Origin of the sequence: Flavobacterium sp. FlaQc-28, from assembly GCF_044007415.1 — a bacterium.
Classification (GTDB): domain Bacteria; phylum Bacteroidota; class Bacteroidia; order Flavobacteriales; family Flavobacteriaceae; genus Flavobacterium.
In genome coordinates this window covers 112107-129044 of sequence record NZ_JBIPCM010000002.1, presented here as the reverse complement: position 1 = coordinate 129044, position 16938 = coordinate 112107, and the positions used below count along the sequence as shown (strand labels likewise).

Sequence of the window (16938 nt, the reverse complement as noted above, 5' to 3'; positions counted from 1 at the left end):
ATAGAAGTAGTTAAAAACAAAATATGAAATTTAGAATTTTAGTTATCGCCACACTCTTTTTTATCTCTTGCAAAAAAGAAGATAAACAACCGGCTGACTCAACTGCAACTACGAAAAAAGACACACTCCAAAAAACGGAGAAAATAGAAATCAAAAATACTGCAGATACAATCATATTATCAAAAAAACATAAAACAAATAAAATTTTATGTGATCTTGACGGAGATGGTTTAAATGAAACTGTCGAAATTGTAAGAAGCACTAAAAACGCAAAAAGCGGTTTGAGAATCATTTTCGGGAACGGAAATAAAACCGATTATTTTGGTATGGGAAATGATATTTTGGATCAAGGTTTTGATGAGATTGACTGGGCTGGAATATTTGAAAAAGCACCAAAAAATGAATTGTACTGGGATAACGTAGGCGAAAATGGCGATATACTTGCAGATGAAGAAATCAAAGAAGAAGATAAAATAAAACTGCTAAATGACGGAATATTTATTCACGCCGAAGAAAGCTGCGGCGGTGGAATAATTTATTTGGAAAACGGAAAATACAAATGGATTCAGCAAGAATAATTTTATAGATTTATAAAAACATTACATTTAGATTTAGACAGAGGCTCACTTAATACAGTGAGCCTCTGTTTGTTTTGCAACATTACATTTCTCTGCGTTTTACTTCATTTTGCAGTTATGATTAAAAAAAAAATCAAAATTTATATTGCGCAACCAAAAAGTTGCGTATATTTGCAACTGATTAGTTGCTTATTTAAATAATTAAAAAATGAAACGAGATATTTTTCAAGCCATTGCTGACCCAACCCGAAGAGCAATTCTGGTTTTAGTTGCTTCTAATGCATTAACTCCCAATGCAATTGCAGAGCAATTTAATACAACAAGACAAGCAGTTTCTAAACACATTAAAATTCTTAATGAATGTGAATTATTAGATGAAACAAAAATGGGAAGAGAAATTTATTATCAACTCAAAATCGATAAAATGAAAGAAATTGATCAATGGCTTGAGCAATTTAAACAAATATGGGAAAGCCGTTTCAGTCAATTAGATCAAGTATTAATGAACCTAAAATCTAAAGAAAATGGAATCTAATTTAGCAATGAATTTTACTGTAGATAAAGAAAATAAAACGGTAAACATAAAACGTGAATTTAATGCTCCTTTACCAAACGTTTGGTCGGCATGGACCGAACCCGCAATTCTAGATCAATGGTGGGCGCCGGCGCCTTTTAAATCGAAAACGAAAAGTATGGATTTTAAAGAAGGCGGACGAAGACTTTATGCTATGGTTGGTCTGGAAGGCGAAGAACGCTGGAGTTCTTTTGATTATACTTCTATTTCTCCAAAAACAAACTTTAAATATTCTTCTAACTTTTGTGATGCTGATGGAAATCCAAATTCAGCTTTTGGAAGCTCATATTGGGATTTAACGTTTTCTGAAAAAGGGAATCTGACGGTTGTTGATATTGCAATTAAACGAGATAGTTTAGAAGAATTAGAAAAAATAATCGAAATGGGGTTCAAAGAAGGAATTACAGCCACTATGCAAAGTTTGGACAAAATCTTTGAAGCATAAAAATAAAAACAGAGTCAAAAAATAGTAATAAATCTAAAATCGAAAGAAAATGAAATCTAATCTATTAATGAATTTTACTGTAGACAAGGAAAACAGCACTGTAAATGTAAAACGCGAATTTAATGCTCCTCTTGCAAATGTGTGGTCGGCATGGACAGAAGCAGAAATTCTAGATCAATGGTGGGCACCATCTCCTTGGAAAGCCAGAACAAAAAGCATGGAATTTAAAGAAGGCGGCCGACGACTTTATGCTATGGTAGGACCACAAGGCGAAGAACACTGGGCAATAGCCGATTTTACATCGATAACACCTAAAACTAATTTTAAATATCTAGATGCTTTTAGTGACAACGAAGGAAACTTAAACGCAGATTTTCCGCGTTCTGACTGGAATGTTAACTTTTCTGAGCAAGGAAATTTGACAATTGTAGATATTGCCATTAAACATGATAAACTATCCGATTTAGAAAAAATTATCGAAATGGGCTTCAAAGAAGGTTTCACAATTGCTCTTGAAGGTTTGGATGAAATTTTTGCGAAAAAATAAAAAAAGTCATTAAAATAGTATAAAGACGAAAGCTTCAAAACAATAAAATTGTAACTTTCGTCTTTATACTATTTCCTTTAAACAATGAACAATTTCTCAACTTCAATCCTCTTATTCCTTTTTTCAATTTCTATTTTCAGTCAGAACAACAAATCAAAATCAACAGACATTAGCAAACCATTTGTACTTGGGGTTATTGATGAAATACAATCGAAAGAATTAGGCGAAAATAGAATTTTAAACATTTATCTTCCTGAAGGCTACACAGCAAAAGACACGACAAAATATCCTGTAATTTATTTATTAGATGGTTCTGCAGATGAAGATTTTATACATATCTCAGGTTTAGTACAGTTTAATAGTTTTGAATGGATCAATCAAGTTCCAAAATCAATTGTTGTAGGTATTGCAACCGTAGATCGAAGAAGAGATTTTACTTTTCCTACAACTGTTCAAAATGATAAAAACCGATTTCCAACAACGGGGCATTCGGATAAATTTATTGCTTTTATCGAAAAGGAATTACAGCCTTTTATTGACAAAAAATACAAAACAAACAATTCAAAAACCATTATAGGGCAATCTCTGGGTGGATTACTGGAAACAGAAATCTTATTCAAAAAACCATTACTATTTAACAAATACGTAATTGTAAGTCCGAGTTTATGGTGGAATAATGGTTCTATTTTAAATCAGAATCCAGAAATTCTTCAGGAAAACTTCAAACAGAAAACAGAGATTTATATTGCAGTAGGCAAAGAAGGTCTTACTCCTACAGAAATTCCGCGTGTAATGGAAGTTGACGCTAATCTATTGGCAGAAAAAATAAAAGCATCTCAAAGCAAAAATATAAAAGTCTATTTTGATTATTTCCCAGAGGAGAATCACGGTACAATTTTACATCCTGCCGTTTCAAATTCTTTTAAATTCTTTTATCCTCAAAACAAATAATACAAATGAAAATTACTGAAGAAAGCAAATTAGACAATCCCGTTTGGAATTCATTATCAGAAAGTCATCAAAAATTTGCTTTAGAGTATAACGGAACCAAGTTTTATAATCCTGATTATTGTCCGTTTGGAGGATATTTAGAACTTGAGAGTACTCCAGAATCAGCAGATAAATATGCTTCATTATGCGGCAATTTCTTTATTGTTGGCGAAAAGCCTAAAATTCTTGACACTTTAAAAATTGCCAAAGAACTCATTTGTCTTCAAATGATTGTTCGTGAAAAAGTGCAAATAACATTTGACAATGAAATTATCAAACTCACTGAAGAACATAAAGAAGAGTTATTTGAATTGGTAAATTTAGTTCAACCTGGATATTTTAAAGCCAATACATTTTTATTGGGTAATTACTACGGAATTTTCTCCAATAAAAAATTAGTATCCATTGCAGGCGAACGAATGAAAATGAATAATTTTACCGAAGTCAGCGCCATTATAACGCATCCAGATCATACCGGAAAAGGTTACGCCAAACAATTGACTTCACATGTTGTAAACAATATTTTTGATGAAGGCAAAATTCCATTTTTACACGTTGTCGAAACTAATCTTGGAGCCATAAAACTCTATGAAAAACTAGGCTTTGTTACACGAAGAAAAATGAGTTTCTGGAATATTTCTAAAAAGTTGTAAATTTAGATTTCTATTCATTTATCATTTTACGAATCATGACACCAAATAAACAAACCATAAACGAATATATGGCTGCTTTTATGGTAAGTGACCATCAAAGAATTCTTGCCTGTCTTACTGATGATGTAGTTTGGGAAATGCCTGGAATATATCAACATGTTGGTAAAAAAGCTTTTGACAAAGAAATTGAAAATGACAATTTTATTGGCAGTCCAACGATTCAGATTATAAAATTAATCGAAGAAAATGATATTGTAATTGCCGAAGGCGCTGTTCAAGGAAACATGAAAAACGGTAACAAACTGGATGCCATTTTTTGTGATGTTTTTGAAATGGAAAACGGAAAAATAAAAAAACTCACTTCCTATCTAATGTCTAAAAATGCCAATTTAAAATTTGAATAATCTGGAATTCAAATCTTAAAAAATATTTTTTATATCTTTGCCTCACTAAATAAACCGCACAAACTCTATGTGATTAAAAATTTCTTTCGGACAATTTTAAGGTAAGCCTCAAAAGGCTTGCTCATTTGTTTATTCCTTAAAGAAAGAAATTATGGTTATTTTACAAAATATCTCATACCTGCATTCAAACAAAGATTTGCTGTTTGATAAAATCACTTTTACCGTTAATCCTCACGAAAAAATTGCTTTAATAGGAAGCAACGGTGTTGGAAAATCGACATTATTAAAAATTATTGCGGATGAATTACAACCTGCTGGCGGAGTATTAAAAACGGATTCTAAGCCTTATTATCTGCCGCAAATATTCGGACAGTTTAATCATCTTAGTATTGCTCAGGCTTTGCAGGTTGAAGATAAACTGAATGCGCTTCAAGAAATTCTTAACGGAAATGTTTCTGAAGAAAATCTCAGCACTTTAAACGACGACTGGACAATTGAAGATCGCTGTAATGAAGCACTGCAATATTGGCAATTGCAAGATTTAAATTGGAATCAGAAATTAGAAACATTAAGCGGCGGGCAAAAAACAAAAGTTTTCCTAGCTGGAATTTCAATTCATCAGCCTGAACTTGTTTTGCTTGATGAACCAAGTAATCATTTGGATGTTTCAGGAAGAGAATTGTTATACAATTTTCTAAAAAATACTTCTTCAACTTTGATTGTTGTAAGTCACGATCGAAAACTACTTAATTTATTGCATCCGGTTTACGAATTATCAAAATACGGAATTACGATTTATGGCGGTAACTACGATTTTTATACTGAACAAAAACGTATCGAAAACAATGCTTTAAGCCAAGATATTCAGGGTAAAGAAAAAGCTTTACGCAAAGCAAAAGAGAAAGAACGCGAAACTCTCGAACGTCAAAACAAACTTGATTCCCGCGGTGAAAAGAAGCAAAAGAAAGCTGGAGTTTCTAGAATTATGATGAACACTTTACGCAATAATGCCGAAAACAGTACTGCTAAAACGAAAGGTGTTCATGCTGAAAAGATTAGTGGAATATCAACCGAATTACAGGAATTGCGATCCTCTTTACCTGATATTGATCAAATGAAATTTGGCTTTGCCAAAACAAATTTACATAAAGGCAAAACACTTTTTTCAGCGACTGCTATTAACCACAGTTACGAAGATCATTTGCTATGGGAAAAACCGCTTAGCTTCCAAATTCTAAGTGGTCAGCGTATGGGGCTGAAAGGTTTAAATGGCTCTGGAAAAACAACTTTGATTAAAATAATCATGGGTGAATTGCATCCCAAAATAGGAACAATTTACAAAGCCGATTCGAAAATTATTTATATCGATCAAGATTATTCACTTATCGAAAATGGAATTTCGGTTTATGAACAGGCTCAAAAATTTAATGTTTCGGGTTTACAGGAACATGATGTAAAAATGAAACTGAATAAATTTCTGTTTTTGCAAAATGACTGGAACAAGCCTTGTTTCGCTTTAAGCGGAGGCGAAAAAATGCGTTTGATGCTTTGCTGCTTAACAATTAATAATCAAGCTCCGCATATTATTATTTTGGATGAACCAACAAACAATCTTGACATTCAAAATATCGAAATCTTGACAGCAGCAATTAATGAATATAAAGGGACTTTAATTGTGGTTTCGCACGATGCTTTTTTTTTGGAGGAAATACTTATTGAGGATTTTATTGAATTATATTAAAATTTGTCATTTCGAGGAACGAGAAATCACACACGCTGAGCACGCGCTGTTGTCTAGTTTCTTATGAAGATTTCGCATTCCTCGGAATGACAAGATTACGCAGAACTTTGTCAAAGTTTGAAACTTTGACAAAGTTTTCTGTACAAAGTATTATAATCTAAAGTCAATTACCCAAGCCACCCCTCACGATCTAAACTTCGATATTGAATTGCTTCGGCGATATGCTGGGAAATTATATTTTCTGAATTATCTAAATCGGCAATCGTGCGTGCTACCTTCAAAATTCTATCATAAGCTCTTGCAGAAAGATTCAAACGTTCCATAGCTGTTTTTAAAAGTTCTTTAGATTGTTCGTCTAAGGCACAAAACTCCCTAATAAGTTTACTGCTCATTTGTGCATTATAATGGATGTTTTCTACGTTTTCAAAACGTTTGGTCTGAATTTCACGTGCGGCGGTTACACGCTTACGAATTTCGACACTGCTTTCGGCTTTACGGTCGTCTGCCAATTTATCAAATGGAACCGGAGTAACTTCAATATGAATGTCAATTCGGTCTAAAAGAGGACCTGAAATTTTACTCATATAACGTTGCATTTCGTGCGGTGACGAAGTATTAGGCATGCTTGGATCATTAAAAAAACCACTTGGACTTGGGTTCATACTTGCCACAAGCATAAAGGATGAGGGATAAGTTACGGTAAATTTTGCTCTTGAAATTGTTACTTCACGATCTTCTAACGGCTGGCGTATTACTTCTAAAACATCACGCTTAAATTCTGGCAATTCGTCTAAAAACAAAACGCCATTATGTGCCATCGAAATTTCTCCCGGCTGCGGATAACTTCCTCCTGTTATATTTGCTAGTAGATGCTAAAAATCTAATTATTTATCACGCTTATTACACAAGTAGATGCTAAAATAGTTCATGCAATTCCTTAAATATAGAATCTTACAACAAAAGATGACACTAAAACTAAAAAAAAGAGTACGTGAAATTAGCTTCAAAAGCAGTTCACTTTCTGGACAGATATGCAGTAAAAAACTGAGCAGATCAATTCAATTTGAATCTTCTTTAGAAAAAGATTTCATATACTTAATTGAATTTGATATAAAAGTATGCTCTTATCTAGAGCAACCAATCGAAATACCTTACATAGATTCCCAAGGTAAAAACAGAAAATATACTCCAGATTTTTTAATAAACTATCACGATAAATTTCGAAAAGACGAAATCATTGAGATTAAATACGAATCTGAACTTTTAGAAAAAAAAGATGAACTAGAAGAAAAATTTGAATCTGCTAGAAAATATTGCATCAATAATGATTTAGTTTTTAGAGTAATTAGCGATGCATACATTCGTGATGAAAAACATATACTACTTAAAAACATAAAATTTCTTTCCAGATATAGAGATTTCTTTGACAAAATTGATTATCAAGCAACTGGTTTACATTTTGATACTAGTTACGCTTGTATATTGTTGGATAAAATTGATCAATGTGAATGCTGTACAATTAATCAATTAATCAGTAAAATTACAAATGACTGGGAAAAGAAAGCTGAGTTAATTTTCTTAACTTGGTATTTAATCGCAAACAATTTTATTGAATGTGATTTAAATAACCCATTAAACTTAAATTCTGCTATATGGAAAGATTAGTTATTGAAATAGGTGAAAAGGTAATTTTTAAAAATAGAGAAGCAGTAATAATTAGAATTGTAGATATAGATCAGGTGAGTATTCAAGAATTACAAAATAATGTTATACACACCGTAAAAACTTCTGAAATAAAAAATTACACTAATTCAACTAAAAAATTACCCGATAATAATATTTCTGCGTTAACAGAGAAAGAATGGGATGAAGCACAAAGGAGATTTGAGATTATAAAACCTATATTAGGTAATAGAAAAAACTTTAAATTAATAGAAAGTATATCTATTGACAAAAAAATTCATTACACAACAATATACAGATGGTTAAAACTTTATGATGAAACAAGTGTAATATCTTCTTTGTTAGGTCATAAAAAAAATGGAGGACGAGGAAAAAGCAGATTATCTAATGAGCAAGATATAATCATAAACAATTCAATTAATAATTTATACTTAAATCCGTCAAAAAAATCGATTACAAAAATTGTAAGAGATATTGAAAAAAATTGCAAAGACAAAAATATTCCAATTCCTCATTCAAACACTATTCGAAAAAGGATAAAATCATTATCTGAAGAAGAAGTACTAAAAGCTAGGTTTGGGAAAAGTAAAGCTAGAGACAAATTTGAACCGATAAAAAATTCTTTCCCCGGTGCCGACTATCCTCTATCTGTTGTTCAGATCGACCACACCAAAGTTGATATTATTCTTGTGGATGAACATTATAGAAAGGCTTTCATCAGACCTTGGCTAACTATCGCTGTAGATGTATACAGTAGAATGGTTGTTGGTTTTTATCTTTCTTTTGATCCACCCGGAGAAATGGGAACAGGTCTTTGTATTGCAAATTCAATTCTTTCCAAAGAGATTTGGATGGAACGAAATCATGTCGAAGGCGAATGGCCTTGTTGGGGCATTATGTCAACAATACATGTTGATAATGCCCGAGAGTTCAGAGGAAATATGCTTAGAAAAGCTTGTCAAAACTATGGTATAAATTTAGAATTTAGACCAGTAGCTCAGCCTCATTGGGGAGGGCATGTTGAACGATTATTAGGAACTTTTTCAAAAGAGATTCATAACTTACCTGGAACAACATTCTCTTCTCCTGAAAGTCGAATAAACTATGATTCAGAAAAAAATGCTTCCTTAACAATCTCTGAATTTGAGAAATGGCTAATGACTTATATAGTCAATGTTTATCATAAAAGAAATCATTCCGGTATTGGTATGTCACCTTTACAAAAATACAAAGAGGGATTAATGGGAAGTGATCTAATTAATGGATGCGGTATACCTCCTAAACTATTAAATGAAAAAAGATTAAAACTTGATTTCATGCCTTATACTGAAAGAACAATTCAGGAATACGGAGTCATAATAGATCATATTACTTACTATCATGATGTATTAAGAAAATATATCCATTCTCGAGAATCATTAGCTAGTAACAGCCCAAAAAGAAAATTCATCTTCAGACGAGACCCCAGAGATATAAGTACCGTTTATTTTTTTGATCCTGAAATAAATGATTATTTTGAAATTCCCTATCGAGATACATCTAAACCTGCAATTTCTATTTGGGAATATAAAGAGGCTGTTAGAAAACTGAACAGCAATAATGTAGCAATAGATGAAGAAGCAATTTTTAATGCATACAGAACAATGGAAAAAATTGAATTAAAATCAATTTTAGAAACAAAAAAATTAAAAAGAACTACTAGATATGCTGACAAAAGAAATGAGCAAAAAACAATTTTAGTCAACGATGAAATAGAAGATAATCCAAAAATTAGTTTTCTAGACATTAAACCTTTTGAAGATTTAGACGATGAAGCATTTACATGATAAAACAAAAGAGATTTTAAATAATTATTCTGATAGTGAAAGAATTATTTCTATAAGAAAATCTAAATGGATTGGTTATTCTCAAGCCAGTAACATAATAAGCAGGTTCGATGAATTATTAAACTACCCTATTAATCACAGAATGCCTAATATTTTGCTGGTTGGAGACTCAAATAACGGAAAAACTGCGCTGCTCAATAAATTTTTAAAAGCAAATCAATCATTTGTAGAAGAAGAAACAAGCAAGCTTGTTGTTCCTGTGCTTTTAATACAAGCCCCGCCGGAACCAGATGAAAGAAGATTATACAATGCGATTCTAGAATCACTGTTTGCTCCCTATAACTCATCCGAAAAAATTGAAATGAAACAACAGAGAGTGATTCATCTTCTTAAAAAAGTAGAATTAAGACTTTTAATAATTGATGAAATACACCACGTTCTAGCAGGAAACTTATCTAAACAAAGATCCTTTTTGAATGTATTAAAATTTCTATCAAACGAACTTAGAATAAGTATGGTATGCTCTGGAACAAAAGAAGCATTTAATGCAATTCAGACCGATCCACAACTAGCAAATCGTTTTGAACCCAAAGTTTTAAAAAAATGGCGAAATGACGAAGAATATTTAAGATTACTTGCAAGTTTTGAAAGACTGCTCCCTCTGAAGGAAGAATCTATGTTAATTGAACCATCCATTTCAACAAAGATACTTGCAATGAGTGAAGGACTAATTGGTGAAATCTCACGTATATTAGAGCTGTCCTCTATTCTCGCGATAGAAAGCGGAGTAGAGAAAATCAATAAAAACATTTTAAATAATATTGATTTCGTTCCTCCTAGCGATAGAAAAAAAATGATTTTTAAATTGTAATAAGGTCATGAAATCATTAGAAAAGTTTAATAAAAAAATATGGCCTGCTTACGTCAATCCAGAAAAAAATGAACTTTTCTCAAGCTGGCTGTTAAGAATTAGCAAAGAAAACTTATTAAAATCTCATAGCTTCAGCAAATTCTACTTTAACAATTTTCCAATTTGGAATAGAGATATCGACAAATTATATCCCAGTATTATAGTATCTAAAATACTAGAGAATACAATGCTTTCATCCGATGATATAAAAGAACTATTTCTGGAATCGTATAGAGATATTATTTTTACTGGCAGAGAATTTACCAGTTATACTCCAGGTATCTTAAACATTGGCATTAATCATAGAATTAGAAAATTATACGGATTACTTTGTTGTCCATCCTGTCTCAACAACGAAGTTTCATACTTTAAAAAAGAATGGAGATTATTTTTTTCAATAGCATGTCTAAAATGTAATTGCCTATTAATAGACAGGTGCCAAAAATGCTCTAAACCAATTTCTTTCCATAGATTAGAAAATGGTCATAAAAATGAAATCTTAAAAACCCCTTTTTATTTCTGTTGGAACTGTTTACATGACTACCGAGAAAATATAGTACCTATACCTAACAATTCACACATTGTTAGATATCAAAAATACATAGATTGTACTATTGATAATAAATCAAATGATTTAACTCAATATTCATTTATGTTTTTTAAAATTCTATATCTCCTTTCAACGAAATTATTAACTACAGGTAAAACGACTAATCGAATAAAATTAACAGTTGAAGATTTTTTTAATTATTCAATAACTACTAATAATAAAATCAATTTCAGTCTTCATGAAAGGAAAGAGGCTCTCTTAATTTCTTTTTCTATTTTAGAGAACTGGCCATACCAATTTCAAAATATTTTCAAAAGTTCAAATGTAAGACGTACAGACTTTAGTAGAGATATAAAAGATATTCCATATTGGTTTGAAAAAGAAATTTTAAACTTACATTAGGCTACAATCTTTAAAATTCTTTCATTAAAAATTTTATTCGCCATACTAATACTAGCTTCCGATGTACTATTATAATTTTTCAAACTATGTTTTAAAGGATCAGCTATAACTATACCTAGTTTTTCCCTTATAACATCAGAAAACATTCTAATTTTAGTCCATACATATTGATTTTTCTCTAGCTCTTCTATTTTTTTTACAGACGATTTTAAAAAAAGCTCCAATTTGACCGGATCTATTCTTTGCAAAAAATTATCATGGATAAATCCAGTAAATCCTCTATTAAACTCTACTAAGTAAAAATATTTATTTTTATAGTATAAAGAGATAATCATAACTGAATGATTAGAAATTTTATAAGTATAATTACTTAAAATAAAATCACTCAAACATTTAAACTGACATTTGACATCATATTCTTCTTCTAATTTTTTTACTGCTAATCTCAGTAATTCAAACCTGTTTATACTCTTAGGAGGCAGAGTATCCAAAAAATTATTTCTCACTGAATCGGAATCTAAATCTGAGCCTTGATTTATAATGGTGCCACTATTTAATTGTTTTTCAGTAGGAATTAACGATACATCATAAGCTTTATCTTGTTTATCTCTAATAATTTTTGTCACCGGAACTTGAAAACCTGACACAGTTCCTGAATTAATATAAGTATCAATAATATTGGCTTTATTATTACCTAAATTTTCAGAAGTTAAATTTATACTATTACCTTTAATTGAAGGTTGAGCAGGGCGACTAATTTTAATTTTATCTAAATCTTCTTGTTGATCAGTTGATTCTTTAGGAAAAAGTTCATCTATTTGAATTTCATCAACTAAAAATAAATTTGGATTATATTGATGGTCTATAATTCTTTCTGCTATAATATAATCTTGTCCATCTACTTTAAACTCTTTTCCCTGAATATTAACCGATAACAAATTTTCACTAAAAGGAAAAATTGTATTTAAATATATTCCAGATTTTAATTTCTCATAATTATTTCTTTCGTTAACAAAAAAATTTAAAACCTCATTTTCTAATTTAATTAGAGACTTTATTCCCTTATCTCCAGGCATGAAGAAAAAGTGGGCAATCAAAGAAACATCAGATTCCCCAAGCAGATTATTATTATATTTTAATATTCCTATTCTTTTATTATGTTCATTTGTAATAATCTTTAAGTTATTAACATCAAATAATTCCTTTATCCCTTCCCTCATTAATAAACTCAGGAATTTGGATGATTTAAAAAAGAAATATTTGCAAAGAACATAGTCAGTTAAAAACAATCTAATCTTTGATTTCCTTCCCAATATCAACTTAGATGTTTCGAATACATAATAATTTAAATCATCCAAATCATCTCTCCCATCAAATAGTGAATACTCTGAATCTAAAAAAGAGAAAGCCTTTTTAGTTTTTCTATAATCAAATGGAAAGTCAATTTTTACATCCCTCTCAGCTTTATGATATTCTGAAGAATAAATAAGTTTATCTTTCTTTGAATCATATATAGTCCCCGGTGCTAAAAACACCAAAACTTCAATTGGTAAAATCACCTCTTGCTTATATTCTTTGTATTTTTTATAACCATTATAAAAATTGTTTTTATTATCTGTATTTATAAAGTTGAGCTTAACCTTAAAAATATTATTAACAACAGTAATTTTACCAATCCAATAAAGATACCAGTAGCGCCCAGGAGCGTTTTCATTAAACTTAATTACAATTTTCTTTTCTTTCATTTCTATTACTAATTAAAAAACACTTTGATAGAAACAAAGTGCTTTTAAAAATACGAAGATTTTTACTATCGTTTATTCAAAAATATAAATTCATCACATATGGATGCCCTTTTTAAATCATCATAAGAATCGATTTTAAATTTCTATCGAAATTGTATCTTTCAATTATGTTTTCAAAAAATTATCAAATCAGAAATTATGTATAATAGAATATCCTTGAGTTTTTTATCAACACTCCTTAAGTTAGTAATAGGTGATATTTTGTAAAAAATCGGATATACATTTCGTTTCTAAATAACATTCCTCTTTGTTTTAGTAAGGTTATTTGGTCGGCATTTGTTAATGGTGGTTTGTTTGCCATTTATATAAAAAAAAATGACCCGCTTGCAGTTCTGATGGTATACAAGACGGGTACTGTTACTGCAAAGATACAATTAGTATTTGCTTTTTTTGCAAATTTACGTTCAGTAGTTTCACATAAATGGCGAATCAGGAAGTATTTTTTCCTATTAAAAGTTGTTCCTGGCTTTGAATCTAGATTGCAATTTTAAAGATTTTTTTTAGGTAGTTAAAATAAAAGGCAACCTAATTGGTTGCCTTTTATTTTAAATTTATTCTTCTGATTCTTCATCAGGAAATAAGCCTTCGATTGTTTCAATTGGCAGAAACATTTTTCCAGTACTAGGTATCATTATAAAACCATATTTATGGTAAAAATCAATAGCCTCTTGGTCTATTGGATCAACTACTATTGCACGAATGGCCAACGTTTTTGAACTTATTAAACATTTTTCTAAAGCATCAAATAATAGAATTTCTCCTAATCCTTTTTTTTGCTCTTTTTCATCCATCGCTAACCTACCAAGCAAAGCTATTGGTATGCTATAGGTCTTTGGTATTCTTTTACTCAATTCTTCAGGAAAATCTTCTAAAGGAATTGAACTGCTTGACAGCGTAAAATATCCAAGAACTCTATTTGCATCTGCATCTTGGTCTGTTAATACATGGCAGACAGATAATGATTTTTGGGCATCCTGCCCCGCTTGTTTATGCAAATAATTATCTAATAATTCTTTTCCAGATTTAAAATCTTTTCTTTTGTGTACCTTATTAAGGATTTCAATTTTTAAATTCATTTTTCCTGATAAGTTTAGAATGGTTCGCTTGAGCCCTCTTAAGTTTATCATTAGCCTTTGGCGGATTTAAAATTGCATCTACAAATATTTTTTTATCCTCTAGAGTTTTTAAAACAGTCTCATTTTCTTTAATGATCTTGTTTGCCTCTGTATTGATACAATAGATAACAAATTCTGTTAGATTTTTAAAACCTCTCAGTACTGATGCATGCTTAATCAACTCTTTTTGCTGTTTACTGATACGAACATCAATTCGGTCGTTGATAGTTACTGACATACTAATTTTGCTTTTTGAAGTGGATTTAATTTAATTTGATTTAATTTAATTTAATTTGATTTATAATTTTGTGCTTTGTTTTGTTCTTTTTTAATTACTTTCTCTTTTTAAAATTTAAGGTTACTTTTTCATTAAGTTTTTTTGTCTATTAGTTATGTCTTTTTTGCCTCTTATAATTTTATAGTTACATCGCTTGTACTACAGTTTTTATTTTTTGAGTTATTATTGACAATACTTTTAGACTTTTTCCGAATCTTCCCATCTTAGGAAAGTTAGTCTTTCGTATCAGTATTAGCTTTGCAAATGTACGCTAAATTTACGTACACAACAAATGTTTTGATTCTTTTCTTTTCTCTGTTTGTTATCTCTATTCCTCTTGTTCTGTTTTTCATGACTTATACATTCCTTGCCATCGGGCTCTCCTTACACAATTTTTCCGTTTTTTTTAAGGTAAAAAAAGGAACAATTAAAAAGAACGGAAAAAAGAACTATTCTTTAGTCCGATTTCTTATATTTGACAAAGTCCCTTAAAACGATCGTTTAGTGGAACAATTTAAATAATAACTAAATCAATTTTAATATATGGCTAATGAGAGAATCTTTGAACTTATAAGAAAAGAAGAAGTATTATTATTTGCTGGAGCAGGCATGTCAATATATGCGGGATATCCATCAGGAGCATCACTATCCCAAATTATATATGATAATCTTTCCAATGACATTAAACCAGATATTGAATTTACTTGGAACTTGCCAAAATTATGTGATGATATTTTTCAAATTAAAGGAGGAAATAAAAACTTTTTGATAGAAATTTTGAAAAGAGAGTTTAAAAAAACTCCTAAATCAATTGAGACTCATTCTACTTTGGCGAGAATACCACATTTTAGAACTATAATTACAACAAATTATGATACTTTAATTGAAAGTACAAACCAAAATATAGAGGTAATCAGAAGAAGTACAGATTATGCTAATGCAAATCCTAAAGATCAGCTATTATTTAAGATACATTCTGATTTTACAGATGCTGACAAAATTATCCTGACTAGTACAGATTATCTAAACTATTTTTCTAATAATAGTGAAAATACCATTTTCTGGAATGCAGTTAAAGATAGACTTGCTTCAAACCATATTTTATTTATTGGATATTCATTGGACGATACAAATGTCCAGGATATGATTAAAAAGATTATTGATGAACTAGGTGCGCATAGAAAAGAAATGTTTTTTGTTGCGCCTTCATTATCAAAAGTAAAGCAAGCCTTTTTAAACAGACATAATATTAAGCACATTCAATCTTCAGGGGAAATATTAATCAAAGAAATTGAGGAAGATATAAAAAAAAACTTCTTTCCTGATTTAGCGAAAGGTATTGGAACCGCAGATACAGCTTTAAATTTTGCTAAATCAAATCAGCTTAGTGTTGAACTAAAAAAAAGCGAAGTAGGTCTTGACATAGGTAAAGTTGAGTCTCTTGATTCAAACAGTTCTTATCAAATTGATTTTAAAGTCACACTTTCTGATGAAAAAAGAGAAAAATTTAAAAATTTCATTGAAAATAAAAGTTTCGAAGAAATTGATTTAGGTACCGACTCAATTAAAGAGCTTACTGTTTCGATGAAAGAACTGGTTATTAGAAATCAAGATAGTTTAGCAAAATTAATTCTTAAAAAAAGACCTTATTTCCAGGGAAATATAAATATTCTATTCGATGATGACTTTGAAATTGATAATTATCCTTTTCAAATCACTGCGATTAAGCCCGCAGAAAATGAAAGCAAGTTAAAAATTATAGTAGATGAATTTATCATTTTAATTAATTTTTATTGGGATCCAGCTTCTGACAAAAATCGGTTCCATATGGAAATATTTCCTCCTGAAAAAATTAAATCAACATATAGCGGATTACAATTTTATCAAATATTATCCAGAATAACAGAAAATCAAAGATTTAAAATTCGACATAATAGAAAATCTTTTTTTAATTCGAGTCAGTTTCCTTTACCGTTTACAAAAGATGCTTTTCAATCACATACTTTAAAGGAGTATTTCAAAAATCTAAAATTAATCGAAAAACATTTCGATGTAACTTTTAAAGAAATTGATTCTCAGCAAATGCTTTCAGAAAATTTAATTTTAATACTGAGTTTTATCAACAATGAAACCATAAAATATGATTTTAAGTCAATAAGTTTTGAAGTCAATAAATCAAATCGTGCAATTTTGATGGACTTAAAAGAAATTGACGAGGAAAGAGAATTTGCAATATTTGATAATAATAAGACAGTTATAAATTTACATGGACATGATTTTGATTTAGGATATAGAGCTGATATTATTAATGATCCTATCATTTTAAATCCTGAGATTCTAAATAATAAAATTAAAAATAGTAAAATCATAATCGGTAGTAAATCAAATAAAATAGATATTAAATTTTTAACTGAAAAAATTAATTAAATTACATATCA

The 16938-nt window shown here is 30.0% G+C and carries 16 protein-coding genes and 1 pseudogene; 13 read left to right on the top strand and 4 right to left on the bottom strand.

The window, feature by feature from the left end:
• The first annotated feature begins 23 nt into the window (after positions 1–23).
• The 8 genes from ACHRVL_RS06425 to ACHRVL_RS06390 all read left to right on the top strand — a co-directional run bounded on the left by ACHRVL_RS06425 (position 24) and on the right by ACHRVL_RS06390 (position 5932).
• Complete coding sequence (locus tag ACHRVL_RS06425) at positions 24–578, top strand: hypothetical protein (RefSeq protein ID WP_395411247.1); 555 nt, start codon at positions 24–26, stop codon at positions 576–578.
• Positions 579–786: 208 nt separating this feature from the next.
• Positions 787–1113, top strand: coding sequence for an ArsR/SmtB family transcription factor (locus ACHRVL_RS06420; protein WP_395411246.1), 327 nt, complete (start codon positions 787–789; stop codon positions 1111–1113).
• Complete coding sequence (locus ACHRVL_RS06415) at positions 1103–1597, top strand: SRPBCC domain-containing protein (RefSeq protein WP_395411244.1); 495 nt, start codon at positions 1103–1105, stop codon at positions 1595–1597. Before ACHRVL_RS06420 ends, ACHRVL_RS06415 begins: the two co-directional genes overlap by 11 nt.
• A gap of 49 nt (positions 1598–1646) precedes the next feature.
• Positions 1647–2144, top strand: coding sequence for an SRPBCC domain-containing protein (locus ACHRVL_RS06410; protein WP_395411242.1), 498 nt, complete (start codon positions 1647–1649; stop codon positions 2142–2144).
• An 84-nt stretch (positions 2145–2228) separates the two neighbouring features.
• Complete coding sequence (locus ACHRVL_RS06405; protein WP_395411240.1) at positions 2229–3095, top strand: alpha/beta hydrolase; 867 nt, start codon at positions 2229–2231, stop codon at positions 3093–3095.
• Positions 3096–3100: 5 nt separating this feature from the next.
• On the top strand, positions 3101–3787 hold the full coding sequence (locus tag ACHRVL_RS06400) for a GNAT family N-acetyltransferase (RefSeq protein ID WP_395411238.1): 687 nt from the start codon (positions 3101–3103) through the stop codon (positions 3785–3787).
• Between the two features lie 35 nt (positions 3788–3822).
• A complete protein-coding gene (locus tag ACHRVL_RS06395) occupies positions 3823–4191 on the top strand; it encodes a nuclear transport factor 2 family protein (RefSeq protein ID WP_395411237.1) in 369 nt (122 codons plus the stop codon).
• A 151-nt stretch (positions 4192–4342) separates the two neighbouring features.
• Positions 4343–5932 (top strand): ABC-F family ATP-binding cassette domain-containing protein, encoded by a 1590-nt coding sequence (locus ACHRVL_RS06390; RefSeq protein WP_395411235.1) that lies wholly within the window; start codon positions 4343–4345, stop codon positions 5930–5932.
• A 167-nt stretch (positions 5933–6099) separates the two neighbouring features.
• On the opposite strand, the pseudogene ACHRVL_RS06385 reads toward ACHRVL_RS06390, so the two are convergent.
• Positions 6100–6783: pseudogene (locus tag ACHRVL_RS06385) on the bottom strand (YifB family Mg chelatase-like AAA ATPase); the annotation flags it as partial.
• Between the two features lie 112 nt (positions 6784–6895).
• On the opposite strand from ACHRVL_RS06385, the gene ACHRVL_RS06380 reads away from it, so the two are divergent.
• The 4 genes from ACHRVL_RS06380 to ACHRVL_RS06365 are packed head-to-tail and all read left to right on the top strand — an operon-like array spanning position 6896 to position 11303.
• Positions 6896–7597 (top strand): TnsA endonuclease N-terminal domain-containing protein, encoded by a 702-nt coding sequence (locus ACHRVL_RS06380; RefSeq protein WP_395411234.1) that lies wholly within the window; start codon positions 6896–6898, stop codon positions 7595–7597.
• Positions 7585–9441, top strand: coding sequence for a Mu transposase C-terminal domain-containing protein (locus ACHRVL_RS06375; protein WP_395411232.1), 1857 nt, complete (start codon positions 7585–7587; stop codon positions 9439–9441). Before ACHRVL_RS06380 ends, ACHRVL_RS06375 begins: the two co-directional genes overlap by 13 nt.
• Positions 9425–10312 carry a TniB family NTP-binding protein gene (locus ACHRVL_RS06370; RefSeq protein ID WP_395411230.1) on the top strand — a complete coding sequence of 296 codons (888 nt, stop codon included), beginning with the start codon at positions 9425–9427 and terminating at the stop codon, positions 10310–10312. Before ACHRVL_RS06375 ends, ACHRVL_RS06370 begins: the two co-directional genes overlap by 17 nt.
• Before the next feature lie 7 nt (positions 10313–10319).
• Positions 10320–11303, top strand: coding sequence for a TniQ family protein (locus ACHRVL_RS06365; RefSeq protein WP_395411228.1), 984 nt, complete (start codon positions 10320–10322; stop codon positions 11301–11303).
• Here ACHRVL_RS06365 and ACHRVL_RS06360 read toward each other — a convergent pair.
• The 3 genes from ACHRVL_RS06360 to ACHRVL_RS06350 all read right to left on the bottom strand — a co-directional run bounded on the left by ACHRVL_RS06360 (position 11300) and on the right by ACHRVL_RS06350 (position 14461).
• Positions 11300–13048, bottom strand: coding sequence for a hypothetical protein (locus ACHRVL_RS06360; protein ID WP_395411225.1), 1749 nt, complete (start codon positions 13046–13048; stop codon positions 11300–11302). The genes ACHRVL_RS06365 and ACHRVL_RS06360 overlap by 4 nt on opposite strands.
• 611 nt (positions 13049–13659) lie before the next feature.
• Positions 13660–14184, bottom strand: coding sequence for a GNAT family N-acetyltransferase (locus ACHRVL_RS06355; protein WP_395411224.1), 525 nt, complete (start codon positions 14182–14184; stop codon positions 13660–13662).
• Positions 14168–14461: a DUF1778 domain-containing protein gene (locus ACHRVL_RS06350; protein ID WP_395411223.1), complete on the bottom strand. Its 294-nt coding sequence runs from the start codon at positions 14459–14461 to the stop codon at positions 14168–14170. Before ACHRVL_RS06350 ends, ACHRVL_RS06355 begins: the two co-directional genes overlap by 17 nt.
• Before the next feature lie 582 nt (positions 14462–15043).
• Here ACHRVL_RS06350 and ACHRVL_RS06345 point away from each other — a divergent pair.
• Positions 15044–16927, top strand: coding sequence for an SIR2 family NAD-dependent protein deacylase (locus tag ACHRVL_RS06345; protein ID WP_395411222.1), 1884 nt, complete (start codon positions 15044–15046; stop codon positions 16925–16927).
• The last annotated feature ends 11 nt before the right edge of the window (positions 16928–16938 follow it).

What these genes read in the sequence shown, in the direction of transcription:
- ACHRVL_RS06425 (WP_395411247.1), top strand. Translation starts at nt 24, where the DNA reads ATGAAATTTAGAATTTTAGTTATCGCCACACTCTTTTTTATCTCTTGC.
- ACHRVL_RS06420 (WP_395411246.1), top strand. Translation starts at nt 787, where the DNA reads ATGAAACGAGATATTTTTCAAGCCATTGCTGACCCAACCCGAAGAGCA.
- ACHRVL_RS06415 (WP_395411244.1), top strand. Translation starts at nt 1,103, where the DNA reads ATGGAATCTAATTTAGCAATGAATTTTACTGTAGATAAAGAAAATAAA.
- ACHRVL_RS06410 (WP_395411242.1), top strand. Translation starts at nt 1,647, where the DNA reads ATGAAATCTAATCTATTAATGAATTTTACTGTAGACAAGGAAAACAGC.
- ACHRVL_RS06405 (WP_395411240.1), top strand. Translation starts at nt 2,229, where the DNA reads ATGAACAATTTCTCAACTTCAATCCTCTTATTCCTTTTTTCAATTTCT.
- ACHRVL_RS06400 (WP_395411238.1), top strand. Translation starts at nt 3,101, where the DNA reads ATGAAAATTACTGAAGAAAGCAAATTAGACAATCCCGTTTGGAATTCA.
- ACHRVL_RS06395 (WP_395411237.1), top strand. Translation starts at nt 3,823, where the DNA reads ATGACACCAAATAAACAAACCATAAACGAATATATGGCTGCTTTTATG.
- ACHRVL_RS06390 (WP_395411235.1), top strand. Translation starts at nt 4,343, where the DNA reads ATGGTTATTTTACAAAATATCTCATACCTGCATTCAAACAAAGATTTG.
- ACHRVL_RS06380 (WP_395411234.1), top strand. Translation starts at nt 6,896, where the DNA reads ATGACACTAAAACTAAAAAAAAGAGTACGTGAAATTAGCTTCAAAAGC.
- ACHRVL_RS06375 (WP_395411232.1), top strand. Translation starts at nt 7,585, where the DNA reads ATGGAAAGATTAGTTATTGAAATAGGTGAAAAGGTAATTTTTAAAAAT.
- ACHRVL_RS06370 (WP_395411230.1), top strand. Translation starts at nt 9,425, where the DNA reads ATGAAGCATTTACATGATAAAACAAAAGAGATTTTAAATAATTATTCT.
- ACHRVL_RS06365 (WP_395411228.1), top strand. Translation starts at nt 10,320, where the DNA reads ATGAAATCATTAGAAAAGTTTAATAAAAAAATATGGCCTGCTTACGTC.
- ACHRVL_RS06360 (WP_395411225.1), bottom strand. Translation starts at nt 13,048, where the DNA reads ATGAAAGAAAAGAAAATTGTAATTAAGTTTAATGAAAACGCTCCTGGG.
- ACHRVL_RS06355 (WP_395411224.1), bottom strand. Translation starts at nt 14,184, where the DNA reads ATGAATTTAAAAATTGAAATCCTTAATAAGGTACACAAAAGAAAAGAT.
- ACHRVL_RS06350 (WP_395411223.1), bottom strand. Translation starts at nt 14,461, where the DNA reads ATGTCAGTAACTATCAACGACCGAATTGATGTTCGTATCAGTAAACAG.
- ACHRVL_RS06345 (WP_395411222.1), top strand. Translation starts at nt 15,044, where the DNA reads ATGGCTAATGAGAGAATCTTTGAACTTATAAGAAAAGAAGAAGTATTA.